This is a genomic window from Pseudaminobacter soli (ex Li et al. 2025) (assembly GCF_003012705.1).
GTDB lineage: Bacteria > Pseudomonadota > Alphaproteobacteria > Rhizobiales > Rhizobiaceae > Pseudaminobacter > Pseudaminobacter soli.
Genome location: NZ_PXYL01000005.1, coordinates 291,668 through 316,214, shown reverse-complemented (window position 1 = coordinate 316,214; position 24,547 = coordinate 291,668). Strand labels below are relative to the sequence as shown.

The following is a 24,547-nucleotide window of genomic DNA, read 5'->3' as shown; positions in this document are numbered from 1 at the left end:
TCGGCTGCCCCCGCTCACGAGCCGCTGCCGGCAGGCGCGGCCGGAGCCGTGGCGCTGGTGAGAAGCACGTCGCCGCCCTCGCGCACGACATGAATGCCTTCGGTGACGACAAGGTCGCCTTCCGCAAGCTTGGCATCGACCAGAACGGCCTCCGAGTTGCGCTGGACGATCTGGACGGGCGTGCGCTTGGCCTTGCCATCGCGGATGGCCCAGACGAACGGACCCTCAGTGCCCCACTGGACCGCGAGCGGGTCGACCGAGGGATAGGTGTCACCCGGAAAACCCATCACGACCTGGAAGGACATGCCGGCGCGCAGCGTGTCGCCCGGATTGTCGATGCGGGCCTGAACCCGCAAGGTGCGGCTCTTTTCATCGAGGCGATTGTCAACGGCGCTGACCTCGCCCTTAAAACTCTGGCCCGGCCGCGCCACCAGCGAAGCGGTCAGCGGCGCGCCGACCTTGACGGTACCGGCAAAGCGCTCCGGCACCCAGAAATCGACGATGATGGACGAGCGGTCGTCGATGGTGGCAACCGTCGTCTGCGTGGTCACGTAGTTGCCGGCCTCGATCGGCAGGATGCCGATGACGCCTGCGATCGGCGCCAGGATGGAGCGGTGCTCGAGCTGCAATTCGGCGTCGCGCTGGGCGAGCTTGGCATTGTTGAGCGCGACATCGGCATCGGCCAGCTGCACGACGCTTGCCGCATTCGACTGGCGCAACGTCTTGGTGCGTTCGTATTTGCCTTCGGCGTCCGAAACGGCCAGCTTGGCGCGCTCGAGCGCGATCTCCTCGGTCTGCGAATCGAGCTTTGCAATTACCTGGCCGGCCTTCACCAGAGTTCCGGAGGTGACCGTCAGCTCGATCATGCGGCCCGCCTCATAGGGCGTGACAGCCACGGTCGCATTGGCGCGGCCGGTGCCGATCGCCTGCATGCGGTCATTGATGGTTGCGGCCTTGACGGTCGCCGTCACCACGGCGGTCTGCGGGGCGGCGCTGCCGCTGGCGGGCTTGCTGGCCTGGGAGCCCGCGTCTCGCGGCGTTGCCGCATCCGCCCATTCTATGCCCCAGCGGGCAAGGATTTCGGGGGCGCCGGGGAAAAACCGCACCCATGCTGCTGCTGCCACGGCAAGAAGAACAATGGCAAAAACAATTTGTTTCCAGGCAGCCATAGGCACTCCGGGTCTTTCAATACGTTATTTTGCGTTTGCCCCGCTTTCCGCGTCCCGAGGAAGGCCAGGGCTTATCGTCGGTGCGAGGCACCGTAAGGCCAATACAGCGCCTTTATGACGATTTGCCGGCACCCGCGCACCTTAAATATCTGTAACGATTCCCGGCGGGCGAGCTTAACGCTTTGTAAACGAATGATTTTGCCGAGAAGAGCTTGCGGCTAGCGCAATTCTTCCATCTCGCGGATGCGCCTCGCGCTCTCGGCTTCCATTGCGCGGGTCAGCTCGCCAATCAGCGTCTCGGCCATGACGAAAAGGGCGGCAGACGAGTCCCACGACGAGGGAACGGCCGTGCGGCCGGCGATGACGTGACGAGCAAAACGCGCGATCGGCGACAGCCACTGGTCGGTGAACAGGACGATCTCGACCCCGCGCGCATGCGCCTTCTCGGCAAGGCGGATCAGGCTCTCCTGATAGCGGCGAATGTCGAAGATCAGGAGCACGTCGCGCTTGCCCATGTCGATCAGCCGGTCGCGCCAGGTGCTTTCCTGGCCGGTCAGGTGGAAGACATTGGAGCGCACGATGGTGAGATGCGCGGCCATGTAATGGGCGATCGGATCGGTGAAGCGGCCGCCGATCAGGAAGATCTTCGCGCGCGGATTCGCGAGGCGTGCGACGATCTCGCTGATCTGCTTTTCCGAGACATGGCGAAACGTCTCGTGAATGTTGTTGAGCGTGGCTTCCAGCACTGGCGAGGTCTTGCCGCTGTCGGGCGAGGGGGCGGTGACGGTGCGCGTCAGCGGCGATTGCAGCTGTGCGGCCAACTCGTCCTGCAGCGCGGCCTGGAACTCCGGATAATTGTGAAAGCCGAGGCGCGAAACGAAGCGCAATATGGTCGGTGAGCTCACGCCGGCCTGCTGGGAAAAGTCGGCGACGGTCTTGAGGCCGATCACCGGATAGTTGGCAACCAGCGTCTGCGCCGCGCGCCGCTCGCCGGCCGGCATGGCGTCGATGCGTTCCGCAATCAGCTCGGCGATGCTCGATGCCATGGTGCCTCTCCATTTTCTGCCGTGCCGAAGCACAAACTCATTTGACAAAGTTCCGGAATGTGTATGAAATCATCCACGAAGACGCAAAGAAATAAAATTCGTAACATACGGTACGGCGTCTTGGAGGGGGATTTCGAGCAATGGGAACTGCTCAACCCGCACTTGAGGAGGCATTTGCGCCCGTCCGCGTCAGCCGGCGGAGCGGCGCCAGCCCTTATGTGCTTGTCTGCGACCACGCGTCGAATTTCATACCCGATCGGTTCGGCACGCTCGGCCTCGACGGTTCCGAGCTGACGCGTCACATCGCCTGGGACCCCGGCGCGCTGCCGGTGGCGAGCCGCATGGCCGAGGCGCTCGATGCGACGCTGATCGAGTCTTGCGTTTCGCGCCTGATCATCGACTGCAACCGGCCGCTCGATGCGCCCGACCTGATCTCGCCGGTCAGCGAAACGACCGCGGTGCCCGGCAATGCGGACCTTTCCGAAGTTGCCCGGCAGGAGCGCATATCCGCTTCCTGGCAGCCGTTCCACGACGCGATCGCGGATGTGGTCGCCGAGAGGCTGGCCAAGGGGCGCGAGACGCGACTGGTTTCCGTCCACTCCTTTACGCCGGTCTACAAGGGGGTCGACCGCCCCTGGCACATCGGCATCATCCATGACGAGGACGACAGCCTCGCCGGGCCGATGATCACGGCGCTGCAAGGCGTGATCGGCCTGGAGGTCGGCGTCAACCAGCCCTATTCGCCGGCCGACCGCGTCTACTACACGCTCGAGCGGCATGGCCGCGCGCAGGACCTGGCCTGCGCTATGATCGAAATCCGCAACAACGAAATCGCCGACGAGGCCGGCCAGCGCAAATGGGCCGACCTTTTGTCCGCAATCCTGGCCGGCGCGAAACCGGCCAATCGCCGCCAAGCCGGCTCATGAAAACCGCAACGGGAAGGCCTTGAGGGGAAAACGACAGTGCCTGAAGCGTTGAAGTCCTATGTTCGATATGTCGATGCGCTCAACCATCGGGTTGGCCGTGTCGCCATGTATCTGATCTTTCCGATGGCGGGGATCCTGCTCTACGCAACGATCTCGCGCGCTGTCTTCGGCATCCCGGTCAACTGGGTGCTGGAAACGTCCCAGTTCATCCTCTCCGCCTACTATCTGCTCGGCGGGGCCTATTCGATGCAGCTCGACTCGCATGTGCGCATGGACCTGTTCTATGGCCGGCTGTCGCCGCGCAACAAGGCGGTGACGGATGCCTTCACCATCCTGTTCGTGCTGTTCTATCTCGGGGTACTGCTGCTCGGCGGCATTTCCAGCACCAACTACGCCATTACCTTCGGTCAGAAAAACTACTCGGCCTGGGCGCCGCCGCTGTGGCCCATCAAGATCTTCATGACCGCCGGCATCTTCCTGATGCTGCTGCAGAGCATATCCAGCCTGATCAAGGACATCGCCATAGTTCGCGGAAAGCCGATCGCATGAGCTCGGAATTCATCACCCTCTTCATGTTCGGCACCATGATGGTGCTGCTGTTCACCGGCCAGCGCGTGTTCGGTGTCATCGGCTTCGTGGGCGCCGCGGCCGCACTGTGGCTGTGGGGGAAGGGCTCGTTCGAGATGCCCTTCAACGCCAGCTTCCAGGTGCTCAACTGGTACCCGCTGATCACGGTGCCGTTCTTCATCTTCATGGGCTACATGCTGTCGGAGTCCGGCATCGCCGGCGAGCTCTACCGGCTGTTCCATGTCTGGTTCGGGCCGATCCGCGGCGGCCTGGCGCTCGGCACGATCGGCCTGATGGTGCTGATCGCGGCATTGAACGGCCTTTCCGTGGCCGGCATGGCGATCGGTGCCACGATCGCGCTGCCGCAGTTGCTCAGGCATAACTACGACAAGGTCATGGTCACCGGCGTGATCCAGGCCGGCTCTTCGCTCGGCATCCTGATTCCGCCCTCCGTCGTGCTGGTGCTCTACGCCATGATCGCCCGCCAGCCGGTGCTGCAGCTCTGGCTCGCCGGTGTCGGCCCGGGCCTGATGATGGCGGCCATCTTCGCCATCTACATCTACGTCCGCTGCCTCATCAATCCGGAGATCGGCCCGGCATTGCCGGCAGAGGAACGCGCGAGCATCACCTGGGCGGAGAAGTTCTCTCTGCTGCGCAAGGGAATTATCCCGCTCGCCATCTTCGGCATCATGATGGGCCTGTTCCTCACCGGCACCACCAGCCTGGTGGAAAGCTCGGTGGTGGGGGCCGTGCTGGCCACCCTTGCCGCGTGGGTCACCGGCAATCTCAACCGCAACGTGATGGAACTGTGCACGCGCAACACGTTGACCATCAGCTGCATGTTCATGTGGATCATCCTGGCTGCGCTGTGCTTCAGCTCGGTCTATGACGGGCTGGGCGCGGTCAAGGCGGTGAAGACGCTGCTGCTGGAGACCTGGGATCTCAGCCCCTGGGAAATCCTCATCATGATGCTGGTGTCGTTCCTGATCATGGGAACGTTCCTGGACGACACCGCCATGCTGGTGATCGTGGCGCCGCTATACATTCCGCTCATCATCAGCCTGGGCTTCAACCCGATCTGGTTCGGCGTGCTCTACACCATCACGTGCCAGATCGCCTACATCACTCCGCCCTTCGGCTACAACCTGTTCCTGATGCGCGCCATGGCACCGCCCGAGATCACGCTGCTCGACATCTACCGCTCCATCATCCCGTTCTTCTTCCTGATGGTGCTGTCGCTGATCATCATCATGGTGTTCCCGCAGATCGCGCTGTGGCTGCCTGAATATTACACGGCACACTGACGGGAGCGGAACATGAGAGGGGACCCAGACAAGAAGCAGTGAACAGGAGAGGAAAGGCCGTCGGAGGGTTCGGCGCGCTCCGGCCAAGAGGGTGAATAATCAAGCCGAAAGCACAATGGGAGATTGTGAGATGAACGACCGCATAAAGATCAGCAAACGCGACTTCTTCAAGAAGGCGGGTGCCGTGACGGCCGGCGCGGTGGGCGCGTCAACGCTCGCCATGCCGTATGTGCGGGCGCAGAGCCCGATCAAATGGCGGCTCCAGACCTATGCGGGTCCGGCGCTGGCCGAGCATGTGTGCAAGCCCGCCGTGGACGCCTTCAACAAGGCGGCAAATGGCGAGATGGTGATCGAGATGTACACTGCGGACCAGCTGGTGCCGCAGGGCGAACTGTTTCGCGCCGTGCAGGCGGGCACGCTGGACGCCGCCCAGAGCGACGACGACTCGGCGGCAGCACCCGTCGACGTTGCCGTGTTCGGCGCCTACTTCCCCTTCGCCTCGCGCTACAGCCTCGACATCCCGACGCTCTGGGAATGGTACGGCCTCAAGGAGATCTGGCAGGAAGCCTATAGCGAAGTGCAGGGCGTGACCTGGCTGAGCGCCGGTTCGTGGGATCCCTGCAACTTCGCCACCACCAAGCCGATCCGCTCGGTCGAAGACCTCAAGGGCCTGCGCGTCTACATGTTCCCGACCGGCGGCCGCTTCATGCAGCGCTTCGGCGTGGTTCCGGTCTCGCTGCCTTATGAAGACGTGCAGGTGGCGATCCAGACCGGCGAGCTCGACGGCATCTGCTGGTGCGGCATCACCGAGTGCTACACCGTCGGCTGGGCCGACGTGACCAAGTACTACCTCACGAACAACATCTCGGGCGCCTGGGCAGGCTCGTTCTTCGCCAACACCGAGAAGTGGAACGCGGTGCCGGATCATCTGAAGCAGCTGTTCCAGATGGCGATGGACACATCTCACTACTACCGCCAGCACTGGTACTGGTGGGGCGAGGCGCACTACCGCACCACCGGCGGCAAGTACGAACTCACCACCATTCCCGGTGCCGAGTGGAAGACGGTCGAAGACGAAGCGCAGAAGTTCTGGGACGACATCGCATCCCAGAGCCCGCGCTGCGCCAAGGTGGTCAAGATCCTCAAGGATTACCGCGAGACCATGGAAAAGGCCGGCCCGCCCTATCGCTACGCCTGAGCGGCGCCAATCCGCAATGCACTCAGCCCGGCCGCGTCAGTTGGCCGGGCTCACCCGTTGAAGCAAAGATTGTTGAAACACTGATGCGGCCGCGTTGGCGGCGGAGTAGAAAATGGCCGGAAATCTTTCATTCGATCAGTTGAAGAAGGCAGTGGCAGAGAACGAGATCGACACGGTTCTCGCTTGCGCCGTCGATATGCAGGGCCGTCTCATCGGCAAACGCTTCCTGGCCCGATATTTCGTCGATTCCGCGCATGACGAGACGCATGGCTGCAATTACCTCCTGGCCGACGACATCGATATGGAGCCGGTGCCGGGCTACAAGGCGGCCAGCTGGTCGAAGGGCTATGGCGACTTCGTCATGAAGCCGGACCTTGCCACGCTGCGATATGTGCCGTGGCTGGAAAAGACGGCGCTGGTGCTGTGCGACGTGCTCGATCACCACGACCATGCCGACCTGTCGCATTCGCCGCGCGCCATTCTGCGCCGCCAGGTGAAGCGCCTGCAGGAGCGCGGCTATCTCGCTTATTTCGCCTCGGAACTCGAATTCTACCTGTTCAGCGAAACCTATGACAGCGCGCGCGCCAAGCATTGGCAGAGCCTGCAGACCGCCTCTCCCTATATCGGCGACTACCTGATCGGCATCACCACCAAGGAAGAGCCCTATATGCGCAAGCTGCGCAACGACATGGAGGCGGCGGGTATCCCGATCGAGAACTCCAAGGGCGAGTGGGGCCCCGGCCAGGAAGAGATCAACGTCCGCTACGCCGAAGCGCTGGAGATGGCCGACCGCCATGTCATCCTGAAGAACGGTGCCAAGGAAATCGCCGAGGGCATGGGGCAGGCAGTCAGCTTCATGGCCAAGTACAATTACGGCCTTGCCGGCAATTCGAGCCACATCCACAACTCGCTGTGGAGCGCGGACGGCGCAACGCCGCTGTTCTTCGACAGACAAGGCGAGTACGGCATGACCAAGCTCGGCCACCAGTGGGCCGCCGGCCAGCTGAAATATGCCAAGGAATTCACCTGGTTCCTGGCGCCCTACGTCAATTCCTACAAGCGCTTCCAGGCGGGCACCTTTGCGCCGACCAAGATCATGTGGAGCGAGGACAACCGCACCGCCGGCTTCCGCCTCTGCGGCATGGGTTCGAAGGGCGTGCGCATGGAGTGCCGCATCGGCGGCGCCGATCTCAACCCGTATCTCGCCTTTGCGGCGCTGATCGCGGCGGGTCTTGCCGGCATCGACGAGAAGCTCGAGCTGCAGAAGCCTTTCGTGGGCGACGCCTATCAGGCAGCCGAACTGCCCGAAATTCCCAAGACGCTTCGCGGCGCCATCGAGACGCTGGAGAAATCGACAATGCTGCGCGAGGCCTTCGGCGAGGATGTGATCGGCCACTATCTGCACACCGCCCGCTGGGAGCAGCTCGAATATGACCGCCGCATCACCGACTGGGAGCTGCACAGAGGCTTCGAGCGGTACTAATCTCGGCGCCGCCGCGAGCGGCGGCGCCCGTGACCACCCGCATTTCGCATGAAGAAGGACTGAAACCATGACCGAGACGGTCAAGCTCAAATCCCCCATCGACGGCTCGATCTATGCCGAGCGTCCGATTGCCACCGACCAGACGCTCAACGCCGTGGTCGAGCGCGCACGTGCCGCGCAGGTCGCCTGGGCGCAGACGTCCATTGCCGAGCGCGGCAAATACATGCTCGCCTTCCTCGAAGCCCTGGTGGCGATGACCGACGAGATCGTGCCCGAGATCGCCTGGCAGATGGGCCGTCCCACCCGCTATGGCGGCGAGTTCGGCGGCGTGAAGGAACGAACCAACTACATGGTCGAGATCGCCGAGCAGGCGCTGAAGCCGGTCATGGCCTCGAACCCGAAGGACGGTTTTCGCCGCTATGTGAAGCGCGACCCGCTCGGCGTCGTCATGGTAATCGCGCCGTGGAACTATCCCTATCTCACCGCGGTCAACACCATCGTTCCGGCGCTGATGGCCGGCTCCACCGTCATCCTCAAGCATGCGGCGCAGACGCTCGTCGTGGGCGAGCGCTTCCAGCAGGCCTTCGACAAGATCGGCCTGCCCAAGGGCGTGTTCCAGAACGTCGTGCTCAACCATGCGCAGACCGAAAAGCTGCTCGGCTCCGGCAAGATTGACCACGTCAACTTCACCGGCTCGGTGGCGGGCGGCAAGGCGATCGAGCGGGCCGCGGCCGGCACCTTCATGACCATGGGCCTCGAGCTCGGCGGCAAGGACCCGGCCTATGTGCTGCCCGACGCAAAGCTCGACCACGCCATCGCCAATCTGGTGGACGGCGCCTTCTACAATTCGGGCCAGTGCTGCTGCGGTATCGAGCGCGTCTATGTGCATGAGAAGGTCTATGACGATTTCGTCGAAGGCTTCATCTCGGTGACCAAGGACTATGTCGTCGGCAACCCGCTCGACCAGTCGACCACCATGGGGCCAATGGCGCAGGCGCGCTTTGCCGACTTCATTCGCGAGCAGAAGGCCGAAGCGCTGCGCAAGGGCGCGGCCGCGCACGTCAACATGAAGGTCGACCAGGACACCGCCGGCTCGCCCTATCTGGCGCCCGAGGTGCTGACCAATGTCGACCACCAGATGAGCGTCATGCGCGAGGAGAGCTTTGGGCCCATCGTCGGCATCATGAAGGTGCGTAACGACGAGGAAGCCATCGCGCTGATGAACGACAGCCCCTATGGCCTCACCGCCTCGATCTGGACCAGCGATGTCGAGCACGCCGTCTCGCTGGGCGACCGCGTCGAGACCGGTACCGTGTTCATGAACCGCTGCGACTATCTCGATCCGGCACTCGTGTGGACGGGCGTGAAGGACACCGGTAAGGGCGCCGCCCTTTCGGCCATCGGCTACGAGAACCTGACGCGGCCGAAGTCCTTCCACCTGCGCGAACAGATTTGATCCGAAAGAGAATTCGATGTCTAAACTCGTTTCCAAATGGAATTATCCCACCACCGTCCGCTTCGGGGCCGGGCGTATTTCTGAGCTGCCGGACGCGCTGGCCGCGACCGGCATCAAGAAGCCGCTGTTCGTCACTGACCCGGGCCTGGCCAAGCTGCCGGTCGTCGCCTCGACGCTGAAAATCCTCGATGACGCCAAGATCCCTTACGGCGTCTTCTCCGATGTGAAGCCCAACCCGGTGGAATCGAATCTCACTGCCGGCATCGCCGCCTTCAAGGCAGGCAAGCATGACGGCGTCATCGCCTTCGGCGGCGGCTCGGCGCTCGATCTCGGCAAGCTGATCGCCTTCCAGGCCGGTCAGACCCGTCCGGTCTGGGATTTCGAGGATATCGGCGACTGGTGGACCCGCGCCGACGCGGACGCCATCGCCCCGATCATCGCCGTGCCGACGACGGCCGGCACGGGTTCGGAAGTCGGCCGCGCAGGTGTCGTGACCCATGAGGCGACGCACACCAAGAAGGTCATCTTCCATCCGAAGATGCTGCCGGCCATCGTGATCGCCGATCCGGAACTGACCACCGGGATGCCGCCCTTCATCACCGCCGGTACCGGCATGGACGCCTTCGCCCACTGCCTGGAAGCCTATTGCGCGCCCGGCTACCACCCGATGGCCGACGGCATTGCTGTGGAGGGCATGCGTCTCGTGCTCGAGAACCTGCCCAAGGCCTATGCCAACGGCAAGGATCTGACCGCGCGTGCGCACATGATGAGCGCGGCCGCCATGGGCGCCACCGCCTTCCAGAAGGGGCTCGGCGCGATCCATTCCATGTCGCATCCGATCGGCGCGCTCTATGACACCCATCACGGCATGACCAACGCCGTCTTCATGCCCTATGTGCTCGCCTTCAACCGCGAGGCGATCGAGGACCGCATCGTGCGGCTCACCGGCTATCTCGGCATCAAGGGCGGCTTCGACGGGTTTGCCAAGTCGGTGCTCAAGCTGCGCAAGGAACTCAAGGTTCCGCACACCCTGCCTGAGCTCATCAAAGGGCTCGACATGGACAAGAAGCGCAAGACGCTGATTGCCGACATGGCGGTGGTCGATCCGACCGCCGGCGGCAATCCGGTGAAGCTCACCAAGAAGGCGGCGTCGACGCTGCTCGACAACGCTATCGAGGGGACTCTCTAAGCCATAATGCAATAAATGAGGGGAGGGGTAATGCGGGACTGGCAGTCAGAAAAATCATTAGCCGGAAAACAACCGGCGACGATTGCCAGTCCTGCGGAAAAGTAGTTAGATTTTGCTGCTCGGGGGGAGTCCGAGGGGCAGGTTTTCACATAACTGTCATCAAATCGAGATAACCGCATCGCAGGCGTCGCAGGGCGTCAGTCAAACGGAGAGAGATATGTTCAAGTTCACGGGGAAGATCCTTTCCCTCACTGGCGCGGCCCTTATGGTGACCACGGCTATCGGCTCGGCGCAGTCGATGGACGAACTGGTCAAGGCTGCGAAGGAAGAGGGCCAGCTCACCACGATCGCTTTGCCGCATGACTGGTGCGGCTACGGCGAAGTCATCGCCGGCTTCAAGGCCAAGTATCCTGAAATCACCGTCAACGAGCTCAACCCGGATGCCGGCTCGAGCGACGAAGTCGAGGCCATCAAGGCCAACAAGGACAATAAGGGCCCGCAGGCTCCTGACGTCATCGACGTCGGTCTCTCCTATGGCCCGCAGGCCAAGGCCGATGGCCTGATCCAGCCCTACAAGGTGTCGACCTGGGACTCGATCCCTGACAGCGCCAAGGATGCCGACGGCTACTGGTACGGCGACTATTACGGCGTTCTCTCCTTCATGGTGAACAAGGACCTGGTCAAGAACACTCCGGCCGACTGGGCTGACCTGCTGAAGGACGAGTATGCCAACTCGATCGCCCTTGCCGGCGATCCGCGCGCCTCGAACCAGGCCATCCAGGGCGTCTACGCCTCCGGTCTCGCCGCTGGTGGCGCCGATGCTGCCTCGGCTGCCGAGAAGGGCCTCGGCTTCTTCAAGGAACTGAATGCCAAGGGCAACTTCGTGCCGGTCATCGGCAAGCCCGCCACGCTGGCTCAGGGTCAGACGCCTATCCTGATCAACTGGGACTACAACGCGCTTTCCGGCCGTGACAACCTGAACAACAACCCGCCCGTCGAGGTCGTCGTTCCGAAGTCGGGCGTCGTCGCCGGCGTCTACGTGCAGGCGATCAGCGCCTACGCGCCGCACCCGAACGCAGCCAAGCTGTGGATGGAGTATCTCTACTCCGACGAAGGCCAGATCGGCTGGCTGAAGGGCTATTGCCACCCGATCCGCTTCAACGATCTCGCCAAGAACGGCAAGGTCCCGCAGGAACTGCTCGACAAGCTGCCGCCGGCCGCTGCCTATGAGAAGGCCGTGTTCCCGACGCTCGACGACCAGGGCAAGGCCAAGGAAGAGATCACCAAGAACTGGGATTCGGTGGTCGGCGCCAACGTTCAGTAATCAACGCAATTCCGGGCGGCCGTTCAGGCCGTCCGGACCTTTCCGGATATAGCGCCGCATGACAGACGCAACCTTTTCCGATCCGGCCGCTGCCCGGCAATCCGTTCCGCCGGCGCGGGCGGGTGGCTTGAGGCTGCCTCTACAGTGGCTGGGCGTTGCCCCCTTCTTCATCTTCGCATTGATGTTCCTGATCTTCCCGACCTTCTATCTGGTCGTGGGCGCCTTTCAGAACGATCAGGGTGAATTCACGCTTGCGAACATCGCGTCGCTGCTCCAGCCGTCCATTCTGGCGGCCTACTGGATTTCCATCCGCGTGAGCCTGGCGTCGGCCGTGCTCGGCGCGCTGGCGGGCCTCGCCATTTCCATCGCCATCGTCCGCGGCGGCCTGCCGCGCTGGGTCCGCTCCGCCACGATGACGTTCTCGGGCGTTGCTTCGAATTTTGCCGGCGTGCCGCTGGCCTTCGCCTTCCTCGCCACGCTCGGCCGGCTCGGACTGGTCACCGTGCTGCTCAGAACCTGGTTCGACATCAATATCTACGGGCTCGGCTTCAATATTCTGTCCTTCGCGGGACTGACGCTGACCTATCTGTTCTTCCAGATTCCGCTGATGGTGGTCATCATCACGCCCGCCATCGACGGCTTGAAGAAGGAATGGGGCGAGGCCGCCGCCACGCTGGGGGCCACGCAGGTGCAGTTCTGGCGGATGGTGGTGATCCCGGTGCTGTGGCCGAGTTTTCTCGGCACCGTCATCCTGTTGTTCGCCAACGCCTTCGGTGCCATCGCCACGGCCTATGCGCTGACCGGTTCGTCGCTCAACATCGTCCCGATCCTGCTCTATGCGCAGATCCGCGGCGACGTTCTGCACAACCCGCATCTCGGCTATGCGCTGGCCTTCGGTATGATCTTCATCACCGGTCTTGCCAACGTCTTCTACATCTGGTTCCGCACTCGCAGCGAGAGGTGGCTCAAATGAAGCCTAGCCGTTTCTGGGCCTGGCTCACCTTTGCGCTGGGGGCCGCCTATTTCTTCATTCCGTTGATCGCGACGTTCGAATTCTCGCTACGCATGCGCCGCGGCGAGTATTCCTTCGACGCCTATCGCGTTGTGTTCGGCGACGTGCGCTTCCAGGAGACATTCGCCTATTCGACGATCATCGCCTGCTTCACCATCGTCATCGGTGTCCTCCTGGTGGTGCCGACGGCATATTGGATCAGGCTGCGCATGCCACAGATCCGGCCTGTGGTGGAGTTCATCACCTTGTTGCCGCTGATCATCCCGGCCATCGTCATCGTCTTCGGCTATATCCGCATGTACGGCTCCAACTCGCCGCTGCCGTTCCTGGCGACGACACGTGGAACCGACGTCTTGCTGATGATCGGTTATGCCACGCTGGCGCTGCCCTATATGTACCGCGCCGTCGACACCGGCCTGCGCACAATCGACGTGCGTACGCTGACCGAGGCCGCGCAGGTGCATGGCGCCGGCTGGACGACGATCATTGTCCGCATCATCCTGCCCAATGTGCTGATTGCGGTACTGTCGGGCGCGTTCCTGACCTTTGCGATCGTCATCGGCGAATTCACAATGGCCAGCCTGCTCAACCGCCCGGCATTCGGTCCGTATCTGCAGAATATCGGCGCCAATCGCGCCTACGAGCCGGCGGCGCTTGCGGTCATTTCCTTTGCCATCACCTGGGGCTGCATGTCGGTGATCCAGGTTCTCGCACGGTTTGCGCCGAAGTCGGCGAACAACCCAAATTGATCTGAAAGACGAAGATGTCCGAAACATTTCTCAGTATCCAGGGTGTCCGCAAGGCTTTCGGCCAGACGACCGTGGTGAAGGACTTCAACCTCGAAGTGGCCCGCGGCGAATTCGTTTCCTTCCTCGGGCCCTCGGGCTGCGGCAAGACGACGATGCTGCGCATGGTGGCCGGGTTCGAGGAGCCGACGGCCGGCCGTATCATGATCGGTGGCAAGGACGTCACCAACCTCAAGCCTAACCAGCGCAACATCGGCATGGTGTTCCAGGCCTATGCGCTGTTCCCGAACCTGACCGTTTCGCAGAACATCGGCTTCGGCCTCAAGGTGGCCGGTGCGTCGAAGGCCGAAATCACCGACCGCGTGAAGGAGATGCTCAGCATCATCAAGCTCGAAGGCTTCGGCGACCGTTACCCCTACCAGCTGTCCGGCGGCCAGCAGCAGCGCGTGGCCCTGGCCCGCGCGCTGGCGCCCAAGCCAAAAATCCTGCTGCTCGACGAACCGCTCTCGGCGCTCGACGCCAAGGTGCGCATCTCGCTGCGCGAGGAAATCCGCGCCATCCAGAAGAAGCTCGACATCACCACCATCTTCGTCACGCACGACCAGGAAGAGGCGCTGTCGATGTCTGACCGCATCGTGGTGATGTATGACGGCAAGGCCGAGCAGGTCGGCACGCCCTTCGAGATCTACAATCGCCCATCGACCAAGTTCGTGGCCAATTTCGTCGGCACGCTGAATGTGCTCGACGGCACGGTTGTGGACCCGGCGACCGCGACCGTCAGAATCAATGACCGCGACATCTCGCTGAAGAAGGGCCAGCTCAACGGCGCGAAAGCCGGCGATGTGCTGTCGCTGGCGCTGCGCCCCGAGGCCATTGTGCTTGGCAAGCAGGATGGGCGGGACACCAATCTCGGCGGCCAGATATCCGACGTCAGCTTCCTGGGCTCGGTGATCCGCGTTCGCGTCGGCCTCGGCAAGAATGCCGTCTCGCTCGACACGTTCAACTCGCCGGCAAGCCCGCCGCCGGTCGTAGGCGAGCGGACGGAGATCAGCTTCTCCTCGGACGATCTGCTCGTTCTGCACTGACGGCAACCGTGGCGAACCAGAAGGCTCGCCACGTCGCTCATGTCAGCCGATAGGGCGCCGGCTCATCATCGGCGCCGCACTTTCGCCGACACGAAGACCGGTACTTCCAATCACGATTTCGGCTGGCGCTCGCTTAATCTGCCGCTGGCGGCCTTCGGTCCCGTTGAACCCGCTACTGAACATCCAACGCATGGCCGCGATGTGTGGCTCCCACATTGCGGCTCACGCCCGATGCTTGGCAGCGGGCTTTCAGTCGGGGCCGCAGGCGTTGCGAGCGGTGCGGCGCTGCCGGCAAAATCAATGCGCGCCAGTCTGCGCCCGGCCTAGCGGCGTTGCCAGTAACTTGCGGTCACATTGCGGAGATTGCCGCCGCGGCCGTGCCTTGGTCTTCACGGCTTTGCACGAACGTGCCCGTGTCGTCTAGACATTCATGTCTACAATCGGTAGTCTTCGGCGTATCCGGAAAAGGGGCAACCCTGACGCGGCCCCCATCTGGGCATGGGACCGGGCGCGTCGCCCGGGCGGGAAGTGGAGGATTCCGTTGCAACAGGTCGTGATATCGAAAGCCGCGCTCCGGCTTGTGCGGCCATGGTGCATGCCGATGCCCGCATCATGCTGATCGCACGCCAGACAGTTTCCAGGAACGCATATCGATGACCCGCCGCTATTCCGCGCTTTCCTTGTTCAAGGAAGGTCTAGCCGGCCAGAAGGGCTGGGAGCCCGCCTGGCGCTCGCCCGAGCCGAAGAAGACCTATGATGCGATCGTCATCGGCGGCGGCGGCCACGGCTTGGCGACCGCCTATTACCTGGCCAAGAACCACGGCATCACCAATGTGGCCCTGCTCGAAAAGGGCTGGATCGGCGGCGGCAACACCGGCCGCAACACCACCGTGGTGCGCTCCAACTATTATTACCCGGAAAGCGTGGCGATCTACGATCTCGCGCACCGGCTCTATGAGGGCCTGTCCGCGGATCTGAACTACAACGTCATGCTCTCGCAGCGTGGCATGGTGTTTCTGGCGCATAGCATCAACGAGATGGAGATCACCGCGCGGACGGTGAACGCCATGCAGATCAACGGCATCGACGCCGAGATATTCTCGGTCGACGATGTGCGTCGCGTGGCGCCGCTGCTGAATTTCGCGCCCGATGCCCGCTTCCCGATCCTCGGCGGCGGCTGGCAGGGCAGGGCCGGCACCGCGCGGCACGACGCAGTGGCCTGGGGCTATGCGCGCGGCGCAAGCCGGCTTGGCGTCGACATAATCCAGAACTGCGAGATCACGGATTTCATCATCGAAGGCGGGCGCTGCCGCGGTGTGCACACCACGCGTGGCACGATCCGCGCCGACCGTATCGGCATGGCGGTGGCCGGCCATTCCTCGGTGCTTGCCGCCAAGGCCGGTTTCCGGCTGCCGGTCAATTCCTATGCTCTGCAGGCCTGCGTGTCGGAGCCAGTCAAGCCGATCCTCGACACGGTCGTGCTTTCGCCGGGCACCGGGGTCTATGTCAGCCAGTCCGACAAGGGCGAGATCGTGATCGGCGGCGCGCTCGACCGCGTTCCCTCCTATGGCCAGCGCGGCAACCTGCCGGTGCTGGAAGGCGTGATCGCGGGCCTGCTGGAGATGTTCCCGACCTTCGCCCAGCTCAAGCTGATGCGGCAGTGGGCGGGCATCGTGGACGTGGTGCCGGATTCCTCGCCGATCATCGGCGAGTCGCCGCTGCCCAACCTGTTCATCAACTGCGGCTGGGGCACGGGCGGCTTCAAGGCCATCCCGGCGGGCGGCACGCTGCTCGCGCATCTCTTGGCGACCGGCAAGCACCACGACATCAGCCGCCCATTCGACCTCGCCCGCTTCGCCTCCGGGCGGTTGCTGGACGAGGCGGCCGGCTCCGGCATCGCGCACTAGGACCCCAAACCATGCAGCTCTTTACCTGCCCTTTCTGCGGTCCGCGGGACGAGACCGAATTTCATTTTGGCGGCGAAGCCGGCAATCTGAGGCCCGATGGCGCCGATGTGACCGCCGACCGCTGGGCCAGCTACCTCTATATGCGCGACAACCCGAAGGGCGCGACGCGCGAAATCTGGGTTCACATGAATTGCGGCGAGTTCTTCGTGATGGAGCGTGACACCGTCAACCACAAGGTCGAGACGTCGATTGCGCTCGACAGCGCGGAGCATGCCTGATGACCGCCTCGCGTCTTTCCTCCGGCGGCAGCGCCATCGACCGCTCCCGGCCGATTTCCTTCAGCTTCGACGGGCGCACCGTTCAGGGCTTTGAGGGCGACACCATCGCGTCGGCGCTGCTGGCAGCGGACGTCGCGGTTGTCGGCCGCAGCTTCAAATATCATCGGCCGCGCGGCATCTGGGGCGCGGGCGTCGAGGAGCCGAACGCGCTGGTCGATGTGGCTGGCAGCGTTCGCGCCACGCCCAACACGCGCGCCACCACCGAGCCGGCGCTCGCGGGGCTGGTTGCGAAAAGCGTCAATGCCACGCCGAATGCCGCTGCGGACCGCAATGCCTTCATCGACCGTTTTTCGCGCTTCATTCCGGCCGCCTTCTACTACAAGACCTTCATGTGGCCGGATTGGCACCTGTTCGAGCCGCGCATTCGCGCCGTGGCCGGGTTGGGCAAGGTCGACCCGGACTGGAAGTCGCCCGGACCGGCCGACCAGATCAACCGCCATTGCGACGTGCTGGTGGTGGGTGCCGGCCCAGCTGGGCTCGCCGCAGCAAAGCTAGCTGCCGGCGCGGGCAAATCTGTCATCCTGGTGGACGACCAGCCTCTGCTCGGCGGATCGCTGCTCCATCGCGACGCCGAGATCGACGGCAAGCCGGCGGCTGCCTGGGTCGACGGGACGGTTGCAGAAATTGAGGGCGCGGGCCATCTGGTCCTGTCCTCGACCACTGCGTTTGGCATCTATGACCACAATCTGATCGCGCTGAACCAGCGTCATCACGACGGCCGGCCCGACACGCTGTGGCGGGTGAGGCCGCGTCAGATCGTTCTGGCCACCGGCGCCATCGAGCGGCCGCTGCCCTTCGCCAACAATGACCTGCCGCGCATCATGTCGGCGGATGCAGCACTTGCCTATCTGCGCCGCTACGCGGTGCTGATCGGCCGCCGCATCGTGGTCGCTACCAACAATGACAGCGCCTATGAAGTCGCTGGCGCGCTGGCCACGGCGGGTGCGGACGTCACGCTGGTCGAGATGCGCAAGAATGCGCTGCCGGCCGCGCCGTCGGGCGTGAAGCTGCTTGCCGGACGCGCGCTTGTGTCCGCGCGCGGCGGCATGCGCGTGGAGGGCGTGACGCTCGACGACGGCACGTCGCTTGCCGCCGACAGCGTCGTGGTTTCGGGCGGCTGGACCCCCACCGTCCATCTGTTCTGCCAGGCGCGCGGCAAGCTCGCCTGGGACGAGACGCGCGCCGCCTTCCTGCCGGGCGATCCGGTCGAGGGTATTTCGGTCGCGGGCGCGCTGAACGGCGCGGTTGCGCTGTCCGATGTTTTTTCGAGCGCCGCGAAGGCAACGTCGGCTATCGGCGAGACAAAGGCTGTGGCGCCGCGCAGCACCGGCGCGGAAGCGATCGGCGGCGTACTGGCCGCATGGCCGATCCCCAGCGCAAAAGGCCGCGTCTGGATCGACTACCAGAACGACGTGACGGCAAAGGACGTGGAACTTGCCGCGCGCGAAAACTTCGTCTCGGTTGAGCACCTCAAGCGCTACACCACGCTGGGTATGGCGACCGACCAGGGCAAGACCTCGAACCTTGCCGGCCTCGCATTGATGGCGAACATCACCGGCCGCACCGTGCCGGAGGTCGGTACCACCACCTACCGCCCGCCGTTTACGCCGGTGCCGCTGGCGAGCTTTGCCGGCGCGCTCGGCGGCGAACTGATGTCGCCCGTGCGCCGTCTGCCGCTGGAGAATGTGCATCGGGCCAATGGCGCCGTCTTCCAGGAATATGGCGGCTGGCTGCGTCCGGCTCATTATGGCGGCGCAGGGGCCGATGCCGACCGGACGATCCAGGACGAGGCGCGGCGCGCGCGCCAATCGGTGGCGCTGTTCGACGGCTCGACGCTCGGCAAGATCGAGGTGATGGGGCCGAAGGCCGCCGAATTCGTCGACTTCATCTATTACAACACCATGTCGACGCTGAAGCCGGGCCGCTGCCGCTACGGTTTCATGCTGTCGGAAAATGGCGTGGTCTTCGACGACGGCATTCTGGTGCGGCTGGACGAGAACCGCTTCGTCGTCTCCTGCTCCACCTCGCATGTGGCTTCCGTGCATGCGCGGCTGGAGGAATGGCGGCAGGATCGTTTTGGGCGTGGCGCGGTCTACATCCACAACGCCACCTCCGAAATGGCCACGTTGACCGTCTCGGGTCCGAACTCGAAGAAGCTGCTCGAAGCGCTCGATCTCGGTCTTTCGCTGGACGATGCCGAGCTGCCGCATATGGCGATAGGCGAGGGCCGGTTCGGCGAAGATGCCGTGCGCATCGCGCGCGTCAGCTTCACCGGCGACCGCAGCTATGAAGTGTCGATCCGCGCCGACCGGGCCGAGCCGCTCTGGGCGCGCATGCAGGAAACCGGCAAGGCGCTCGACGCGGTGACCATCGGCCTCGAGGCGCTGATGATCCTGCGCGCCGAAAAAGGCTACATCGTCATCGGCAAGGATACCGACGGCACCACCTTGCCGCACGATCTGGGCGTCGACGGACCGCGTACCAAGCGCAAGAACGAATATGTCGGTCGTCGCTCGCTGTTCACGGATGTGGCCATGCAGGAGAGCCGCCTCCAGTTCGTCGGCCTTTCCGTTGCCGAGGGCGAGCCGCCGCTGGCGACCGGCACCCACGCCATTGCGAAAGGCGGCGGCAAGCTCAGGAGCCAGGGTTTTGTTACCTCGAGCTACCACAGCCCGACGCTTGGTCGGCCGATCGCGCTCGCGCTGATCGAGCGCGGTGCTTCGCGTCACGGCGAGACCATCGACCTTCAGCATCTCGGCATGCTTCGGCACGCGACGATCACCGGCCCCTGCGCCTTCGACCCTTCAGGAGAGCGGCTCAATGCGTAATCTTGCGGAAAAATGGGCGGTCGTACCGGACTGGCAGACGGCCGCCATCGAGGTTCCGGGACTTGCGATCCGCTCGTTGGCGGGCCTCAGCCAATATCTCGTCAGCGGAGATTTGGACGCCTGGAGCAAGGTGTCGGGCGCTCCGGCAAAGGGCGTCGGCGCGTTCGGCAAGGCCGAGGGCGAGCGCTATGCGGCGCAGGTCGCGCGCGACCGGATGCTGGTCGTGTCGGCTGCGCCGCTTGGCATCGAGCCCGGCTGGCACGAGGAAGGTTTCGGCGTGACCGTCGTCAGCGCGGGGCTACAGGCCTTCGAGGCGGAAGGCTCCGAGACAGCCGAACTGATCGCGCGCGCGACCACGCTCGATCCGAGCGCCGGCAGTGCATCGGCAGCGCTCTCCTTTGCGGGTGCAAACGCCGTGGTCTACCGCCACGGCGACAAGCTGCGCATCCATGTCGACCGCGGGCTTGCGACCTATCTCTGGACCTGGATGGAAACGGCGGCCAGGAACATCGCGGCTGCCGCGAAGGGCTAGAGCGGCGGCCATCCTGAGGGATGTCCTTATTCCGCTCTATCTTGTTGTTTTAGCCGCATTTGTGCGACGCCAAGCGATTCCGCTTGGCTGCAAAATGCTCTGGTCAGCCCTTCGCTTCGCCTTCGCGGGAGGTGAAGCGGGCGATGAACTCGTCGAACGCGGCGATGTCCTCCGGCCCCGGCTCCTGACCGCTGAAGGCGAGCAGATATGCCGGGACGTGCGAGACCCGGATGTCGAGCGCTTCGTCCAGATCGAGCGTGTAGTGGCCGATCTGCATGAAATACAGCACGCGCGCGCGGATGAACGCGTTTTCCTCGTCATAGCCGTAGCGGCGATACATGGCCGTCAGCGCCTCGACGCGCCGCCTGTCGGCCTCGTCGATTACGGCGCGGATCGAGGGATCGCGCCGCGCCCAGATCCGAACAGCAATGTCCAGCTTCGGGTCGAAGAGCCTGTCGTCGACCCAGCATTGAAAGACGTTCAGGATGGCGCGGTTGATGTTGGGCGCCGGCCGCATGGCATGCTCGACCACGGGGTCGGTGTTCTTGCGCAGCCAGTTCTGCAGGAGCTGGTTGTGCAGATCCTGCAGGCTTTCGAAGAACCAGTAGAAGCTTGAGCGCGAGACGTTCAGCTTCTTGGCCATGACCTGGATTTTCACCTGGTCGATGCCGTCTTCGATCAGCGCTTGGATGGCAAGATTGAGCCAGTCGCTCTTGGTGGTCCTGACGTCATGAGCGCCCTGCGCGGGCGATGCGTTGGATCGCTCCGACGTGTCTTCCGATGACTGCACGATCAACCCCCACCGTTGTCTGCCATCTGTTCCATCCTCCTTATAGGGCAGGTGGTTGGCAGAAGATATTTTCTTAAGCGTCAGGATCCGAGCTGATGCCGACGCCGCAGTCGGTCGAGCGCCGGCTCGCGCAACTTTTAACTCAAAGTCCCTACGTAAACGTACAGACATGTCTAGACAGATCGCGTTTTGATTGTATTTTGTTTCCAAAAATTACCAGCGGCATTCGAGTGAGGGGACATGATGCCTGTTTTGGTGGCCGATGACGGCAAGCGCCTTGCCGTGCTGCAAATGCCGATGGTCCGGTCGGCTGCGGAGCTTTTCTCCTCTCTCTCCCTCAATCCTCGCGTCGCCCGGTAGTGGGGGAGTTCATGGACCGCGATTTCCGCGCCTCGCCCGATTTCGTTGATACGCGTGCCTTTTATTCGGCGCTGCTGGCGCCGGGCGGGCACGTCTATGGCGCCCGCATGCTGTGCGGCCACGAGAATGCTGCCTACCTTCATTTCCTCGGCCTGAGCTTTGAAGGGGCCTTCGAGGAGGGGGTGTCGAGCCGGCTCTATCGCGTTTTGCGCGAAGGCGGTCCGATCCAGCGCCTGAACGACCAGGAGACGCGCCAGATCCGGCTTTCCCCCGATGGCCAGACCCTTGCAGTGGCGAGCGCAGGTGACGAGGCCGGCGTGGACCGGATCGAGACCTGGTCCGACGGACGCCTCGTTGCCACGCAGCCAGTGCCCGGCCGTATCGAACAGATCGACTGGGCGCCGGATGGCACCAAGCTGCTGCTGGTGGTTGCCGGCACGGGCGCCGACCTTGCCGGCATCCATGGCGGCTATACCCAGAAATCCGGTTCGGGCGGACCTGCCTGGCTTCCGGAAATTCGGTCGGATGAGGGCAGCGATCTTTGGCGCACCATCTGGACCTGGGACGGGGAGGGGCTGCCGCAGCGCCTGACCCAGCAGCCGCTCAACGTCTGGGAGGCGAGCTGGTGCGGCAACGGTTCGATCGCCGCGATCGCCAGCGACCATCACAGCGAGGGTGCTTGGTACAAGGCCTATCTGTCGCTGATTGATGCGGTTTCTGGCACCGTGATGAAGGTCTTTCAGCCGGCGGACCAGCTCGGCTCGGTCAGGGGTTCGCCTGATGGCGCGTATGTCGCCTTCGTTCAGGCAATCTGCAGCGACCGCGGACTGGTTGCTGGTTTTCTTTCCATCTTCAATCCGAAAACGGGCGCCATCGAAACGCTCGATACGCCAGGGATCGATATCACCTCCGTGGAATGGCGCTCGCCGATGGTGATCCACTTCACCGGTGAGCGTGGCCACGAAACGGTCGCCGGCGACTACGATCTGGAGCACTCCGGCGCAACGGAAAGCTGGTCTTCCAGCGATCTCACCAATGGAGAGTGGGTGCCCGTCTCCTATCCAATAGGCGATAGCGGCTGCCTGTTCGTTGGCGAATCCTATGCGCGTGCTCCGTTCCTGGCCGAGGCGGCCTCCGGCACTGTGCGCGAAGTCGCATCCCTTGCCGCACCTGCCGCGCAGGAGGCGATGTTGCGCTGTGGTGCGATGGAGCCGTTTGCCTGGACCGCGCCGGATGGGCTGGAAGTCCAGGGTTGGGTCGTGCGGCCGAAAAATGCGGCCGGTCCAACGCCGCTGCTGGTCGACGTACATGGCGGGCCGATCTCGGCGCACCGCAACAGCTGGATGGCGCGGAAACGCTCGGCCCCGATCCTGGCCAGCCGTGGCTGGACGATCTTCTTCCCCAATCCGCGCGGCAGCACTGGCCGCGGCGACGCCTTCGCCCGGGCCGTGAAGGGTGACATGGGCGGCGCTGACACGTTCGACATCATCGCCGGCGTCGACGCACTGATCGCCAAGGGCTGGGTCGACGCCAGGCGGGTTGCGGCTACGGGCACCAGCTACGGCGGCTTCATGTCGGCCTGGCTGCCGTCGCAGACCGACAGGTTTGCCGCCGCCATTCCGATCTCGCCGGTCGGCAACTGGTACAGCCAGCACCGAACCACCCAGATACCCGAGTTCGACGAAATCATGCTGGATGCATCGCCCTGGGCGGAGGGTGGCGCCTATTTCACGCGCAGCCCTGCCTTCTACATGCAGAAGACCAAGGTGCCGACGCTCGTCATGGCGGGCGGGATCGACAGGAGTACGCCTGTCGGCCAGGCCGAGGAATGCCATTTCGCTGCCGTGCGCTCCGGCGCGCCGAGTTCGCTCGTCATCTATCCCAAGGCCGGGCACAGCGTTCGCAGCTACCCGGAATATCTCGACAGCGCCGCCCGCATTCTCTGGTGGCTCGGAAAGTATGTGCAGCCGGCCGAGTAGGCTAGGCGGCGACAAGGAGGAACGACAATGAATTCCACGGCAAAGCCTGGCGAAGCCAGCAAGCGGGTCGTCGTCATCGGCGGCGGCATCATCGGCTGCTGCACCGCGCTTCACCTTCTGAAGTCGGGTGCGGGCCAGGTGACGATCGTCGAGGCGCGCGACCCGGGCACTGCCACCACCGGTGCTGGCGCAGGATTCGTGTCGCACTGGTCGGCCGGCATGATTCCGCTCGGCGAAGAGGGGCGGGTGCTTCAGCAATACGGGCTCGATTTCTACAAGGAGCTTGCGGGGCTCGGGGAAGAGATCGGCTATCGCCCCAACGGCACACTCATCATGGCGCTGACCGAACAGGGCCGCGAGACATTCGTGCGGCCTGTTCTGGAATCGCCCTACGCGCCGGCCGAGATGCAGGACCTCAATGCCGCGCAGATCGGCGAAAAGATGCAGGGCCTGATCGACCCGACGCAGGTGCACTCCGGCGCATACAATCCGCTTGGCATCCAGCTCGACACCAAGATGGCGACCGGAGTGCTGGTGAAGGAGATCGTCAAGCTCGGCGGTGTCTTCCGCAATGGAACCAAGGTCACCGGTATCCAGGATCTCGGCAGCCAGGTGAAGATCGAAACGGACAAGGGCGAGATCGAGGCCGATGGCGTCGTCATCGCCGCCGGTGCCTGGAGTAACGAATTGCTGCGGGATCTCGGCTGGCATCTGCCTTTGCTGCGGGTCTTGGCAACCCGCGTCGTGACCGACGGACGCGGCCTTCCCTCGACGATCCCGACCGTCCAGTGCCGCGAGCTGCGCCTATGGCTGCGCGAAACCTTCGGCGCAATCATGTGGGGCACGGGCGGCCACTATCATTCGTACCACACGCTCGGCGACGACTGGATCGAGCCAGGCCAGCCGCACAAGGCCGACCTCATGCAGGCGATGAATGACGGCGATCTTGCCCGGCTGCAGGAAGTGTTCCCGCCGCTTCGCGGCTCGAAGTTGGCAAGCTGGGCACAGGGCGTGCCCTGCTACACGCCCGACCGCGGTTTGCTGATCGGCCATGTGCCGGGCACGACGAATGTCGTGGTGGCCGGCGGCGACAACGAGAGCGGCGTCAGCCACGGCCCCGGCCTCGGCAAGCTCGCGGCTGAATTCATGCTCGGCCAGTCTCCCTTCGTCGACCCGACCCGTTTCCGCCTCGAGCGGTTCGAACGCGACGCCTATCCCACGGAGGCGGACATCGAAGCTGCTATCCCCGCCTGGACCGGCGATCCGTCGGGGAGCGTGTTCGCATCTCCGCGGCAGGCATAGCCTCGC

At 63.8% G+C, this 24,547-nt stretch carries 20 protein-coding genes; 17 read left to right on the top strand and 3 right to left on the bottom strand.

What is annotated here, in order from left to right:
- Window positions 1-14 precede the first annotated feature (14 nt).
- A complete protein-coding gene (locus tag C7I85_RS13085) occupies window positions 15-1,169 on the bottom strand; it encodes an efflux RND transporter periplasmic adaptor subunit (protein WP_106724427.1) in 1,155 nt (384 codons plus the stop codon).
- A gap of 218 nt (window positions 1,170-1,387) precedes the next feature.
- Entirely contained in the window at window positions 1,388-2,215 is an 828-nt protein-coding gene (locus C7I85_RS13080) for a MurR/RpiR family transcriptional regulator (protein WP_106724426.1), read from the bottom strand.
- Window positions 2,216-2,355: 140 nt separating this feature from the next.
- Between C7I85_RS13080 and C7I85_RS13075 the strand changes: the two genes are divergently transcribed.
- From C7I85_RS13075 to C7I85_RS13005, 15 genes are all read left to right on the top strand, one after another.
- The gene (locus C7I85_RS13075; protein WP_106724425.1) at window positions 2,356-3,141 is read left to right on the top strand and encodes an N-formylglutamate amidohydrolase; all 786 of its coding nucleotides are present in this window, start codon (window positions 2,356-2,358) and stop codon (window positions 3,139-3,141) included.
- A 36-nt stretch (window positions 3,142-3,177) separates the two neighbouring features.
- Window positions 3,178-3,690: a TRAP transporter small permease subunit gene (locus C7I85_RS13070; protein ID WP_106724424.1), complete on the top strand. Its 513-nt coding sequence runs from the start codon at window positions 3,178-3,180 to the stop codon at window positions 3,688-3,690.
- Window positions 3,687-5,012, top strand: coding sequence for a TRAP transporter large permease (locus C7I85_RS13065; protein ID WP_106724423.1), 1,326 nt, complete (start codon window positions 3,687-3,689; stop codon window positions 5,010-5,012). The genes C7I85_RS13070 and C7I85_RS13065 overlap by 4 nt, the downstream gene beginning before the upstream one ends.
- Before the next feature lie 130 nt (window positions 5,013-5,142).
- A complete protein-coding gene (locus C7I85_RS13060) occupies window positions 5,143-6,210 on the top strand; it encodes a TRAP transporter substrate-binding protein (RefSeq protein WP_106724422.1) in 1,068 nt (355 codons plus the stop codon).
- 112 nt (window positions 6,211-6,322) lie between these two features.
- Entirely contained in the window at window positions 6,323-7,693 is a 1,371-nt protein-coding gene (locus C7I85_RS13055; RefSeq protein WP_106724421.1) for a glutamine synthetase family protein, read from the top strand.
- A gap of 67 nt (window positions 7,694-7,760) precedes the next feature.
- Entirely contained in the window at window positions 7,761-9,149 is a 1,389-nt protein-coding gene (locus C7I85_RS13050) for an aldehyde dehydrogenase family protein (RefSeq protein WP_106724420.1), read from the top strand.
- A gap of 16 nt (window positions 9,150-9,165) precedes the next feature.
- Window positions 9,166-10,338, top strand: a complete 1,173-nt coding sequence (locus C7I85_RS13045; RefSeq protein ID WP_106724419.1) for an iron-containing alcohol dehydrogenase — start codon at window positions 9,166-9,168, stop codon at window positions 10,336-10,338.
- 217 nt (window positions 10,339-10,555) lie between these two features.
- On the top strand, window positions 10,556-11,662 hold the full coding sequence (locus C7I85_RS13040) for an ABC transporter substrate-binding protein (protein ID WP_106724418.1): 1,107 nt from the start codon (window positions 10,556-10,558) through the stop codon (window positions 11,660-11,662).
- Window positions 11,663-11,843: 181 nt separating this feature from the next.
- Window positions 11,844-12,635, top strand: coding sequence for an ABC transporter permease (locus tag C7I85_RS13035; protein ID WP_245444929.1), 792 nt, complete (start codon window positions 11,844-11,846; stop codon window positions 12,633-12,635).
- On the top strand, window positions 12,632-13,423 hold the full coding sequence (locus C7I85_RS13030) for an ABC transporter permease (protein ID WP_106724416.1): 792 nt from the start codon (window positions 12,632-12,634) through the stop codon (window positions 13,421-13,423). The genes C7I85_RS13035 and C7I85_RS13030 overlap by 4 nt, the downstream gene beginning before the upstream one ends.
- 14 nt (window positions 13,424-13,437) lie before the next feature.
- Entirely contained in the window at window positions 13,438-14,505 is a 1,068-nt protein-coding gene (locus tag C7I85_RS13025; protein WP_106724415.1) for an ABC transporter ATP-binding protein, read from the top strand.
- Between the two features lie 653 nt (window positions 14,506-15,158).
- Window positions 15,159-16,412, top strand: a complete 1,254-nt coding sequence (locus tag C7I85_RS13020; protein WP_106724414.1) for a sarcosine oxidase subunit beta family protein — start codon at window positions 15,159-15,161, stop codon at window positions 16,410-16,412.
- Window positions 16,413-16,423: 11 nt separating this feature from the next.
- Window positions 16,424-16,690: a sarcosine oxidase subunit delta gene (locus C7I85_RS13015; RefSeq protein WP_106724413.1), complete on the top strand. Its 267-nt coding sequence runs from the start codon at window positions 16,424-16,426 to the stop codon at window positions 16,688-16,690.
- Window positions 16,690-19,578: a sarcosine oxidase subunit alpha family protein gene (locus tag C7I85_RS13010; RefSeq protein WP_106724412.1), complete on the top strand. Its 2,889-nt coding sequence runs from the start codon at window positions 16,690-16,692 to the stop codon at window positions 19,576-19,578. The genes C7I85_RS13015 and C7I85_RS13010 overlap by 1 nt, the downstream gene beginning before the upstream one ends.
- Window positions 19,571-20,110 (top strand): hypothetical protein, encoded by a 540-nt coding sequence (locus C7I85_RS13005; RefSeq protein WP_106724411.1) that lies wholly within the window; start codon window positions 19,571-19,573, stop codon window positions 20,108-20,110. Before C7I85_RS13010 ends, C7I85_RS13005 begins: the two co-directional genes overlap by 8 nt.
- Before the next feature lie 103 nt (window positions 20,111-20,213).
- Here C7I85_RS13005 and C7I85_RS13000 read toward each other — a convergent pair whose 3' ends face one another.
- A complete protein-coding gene (locus tag C7I85_RS13000; RefSeq protein WP_106724476.1) occupies window positions 20,214-20,900 on the bottom strand; it encodes a TetR/AcrR family transcriptional regulator in 687 nt (228 codons plus the stop codon).
- Between the two features lie 371 nt (window positions 20,901-21,271).
- On the opposite strand from C7I85_RS13000, the gene C7I85_RS12995 reads away from it, so the two are divergent.
- On the top strand, window positions 21,272-23,239 hold the full coding sequence (locus C7I85_RS12995; protein WP_106724410.1) for a prolyl oligopeptidase family serine peptidase: 1,968 nt from the start codon (window positions 21,272-21,274) through the stop codon (window positions 23,237-23,239).
- A 27-nt stretch (window positions 23,240-23,266) separates the two neighbouring features.
- Window positions 23,267-24,541: an NAD(P)/FAD-dependent oxidoreductase gene (locus C7I85_RS12990; protein ID WP_106724409.1), complete on the top strand. Its 1,275-nt coding sequence runs from the start codon at window positions 23,267-23,269 to the stop codon at window positions 24,539-24,541.
- The last annotated feature ends 6 nt before the right edge of the window (window positions 24,542-24,547 follow it).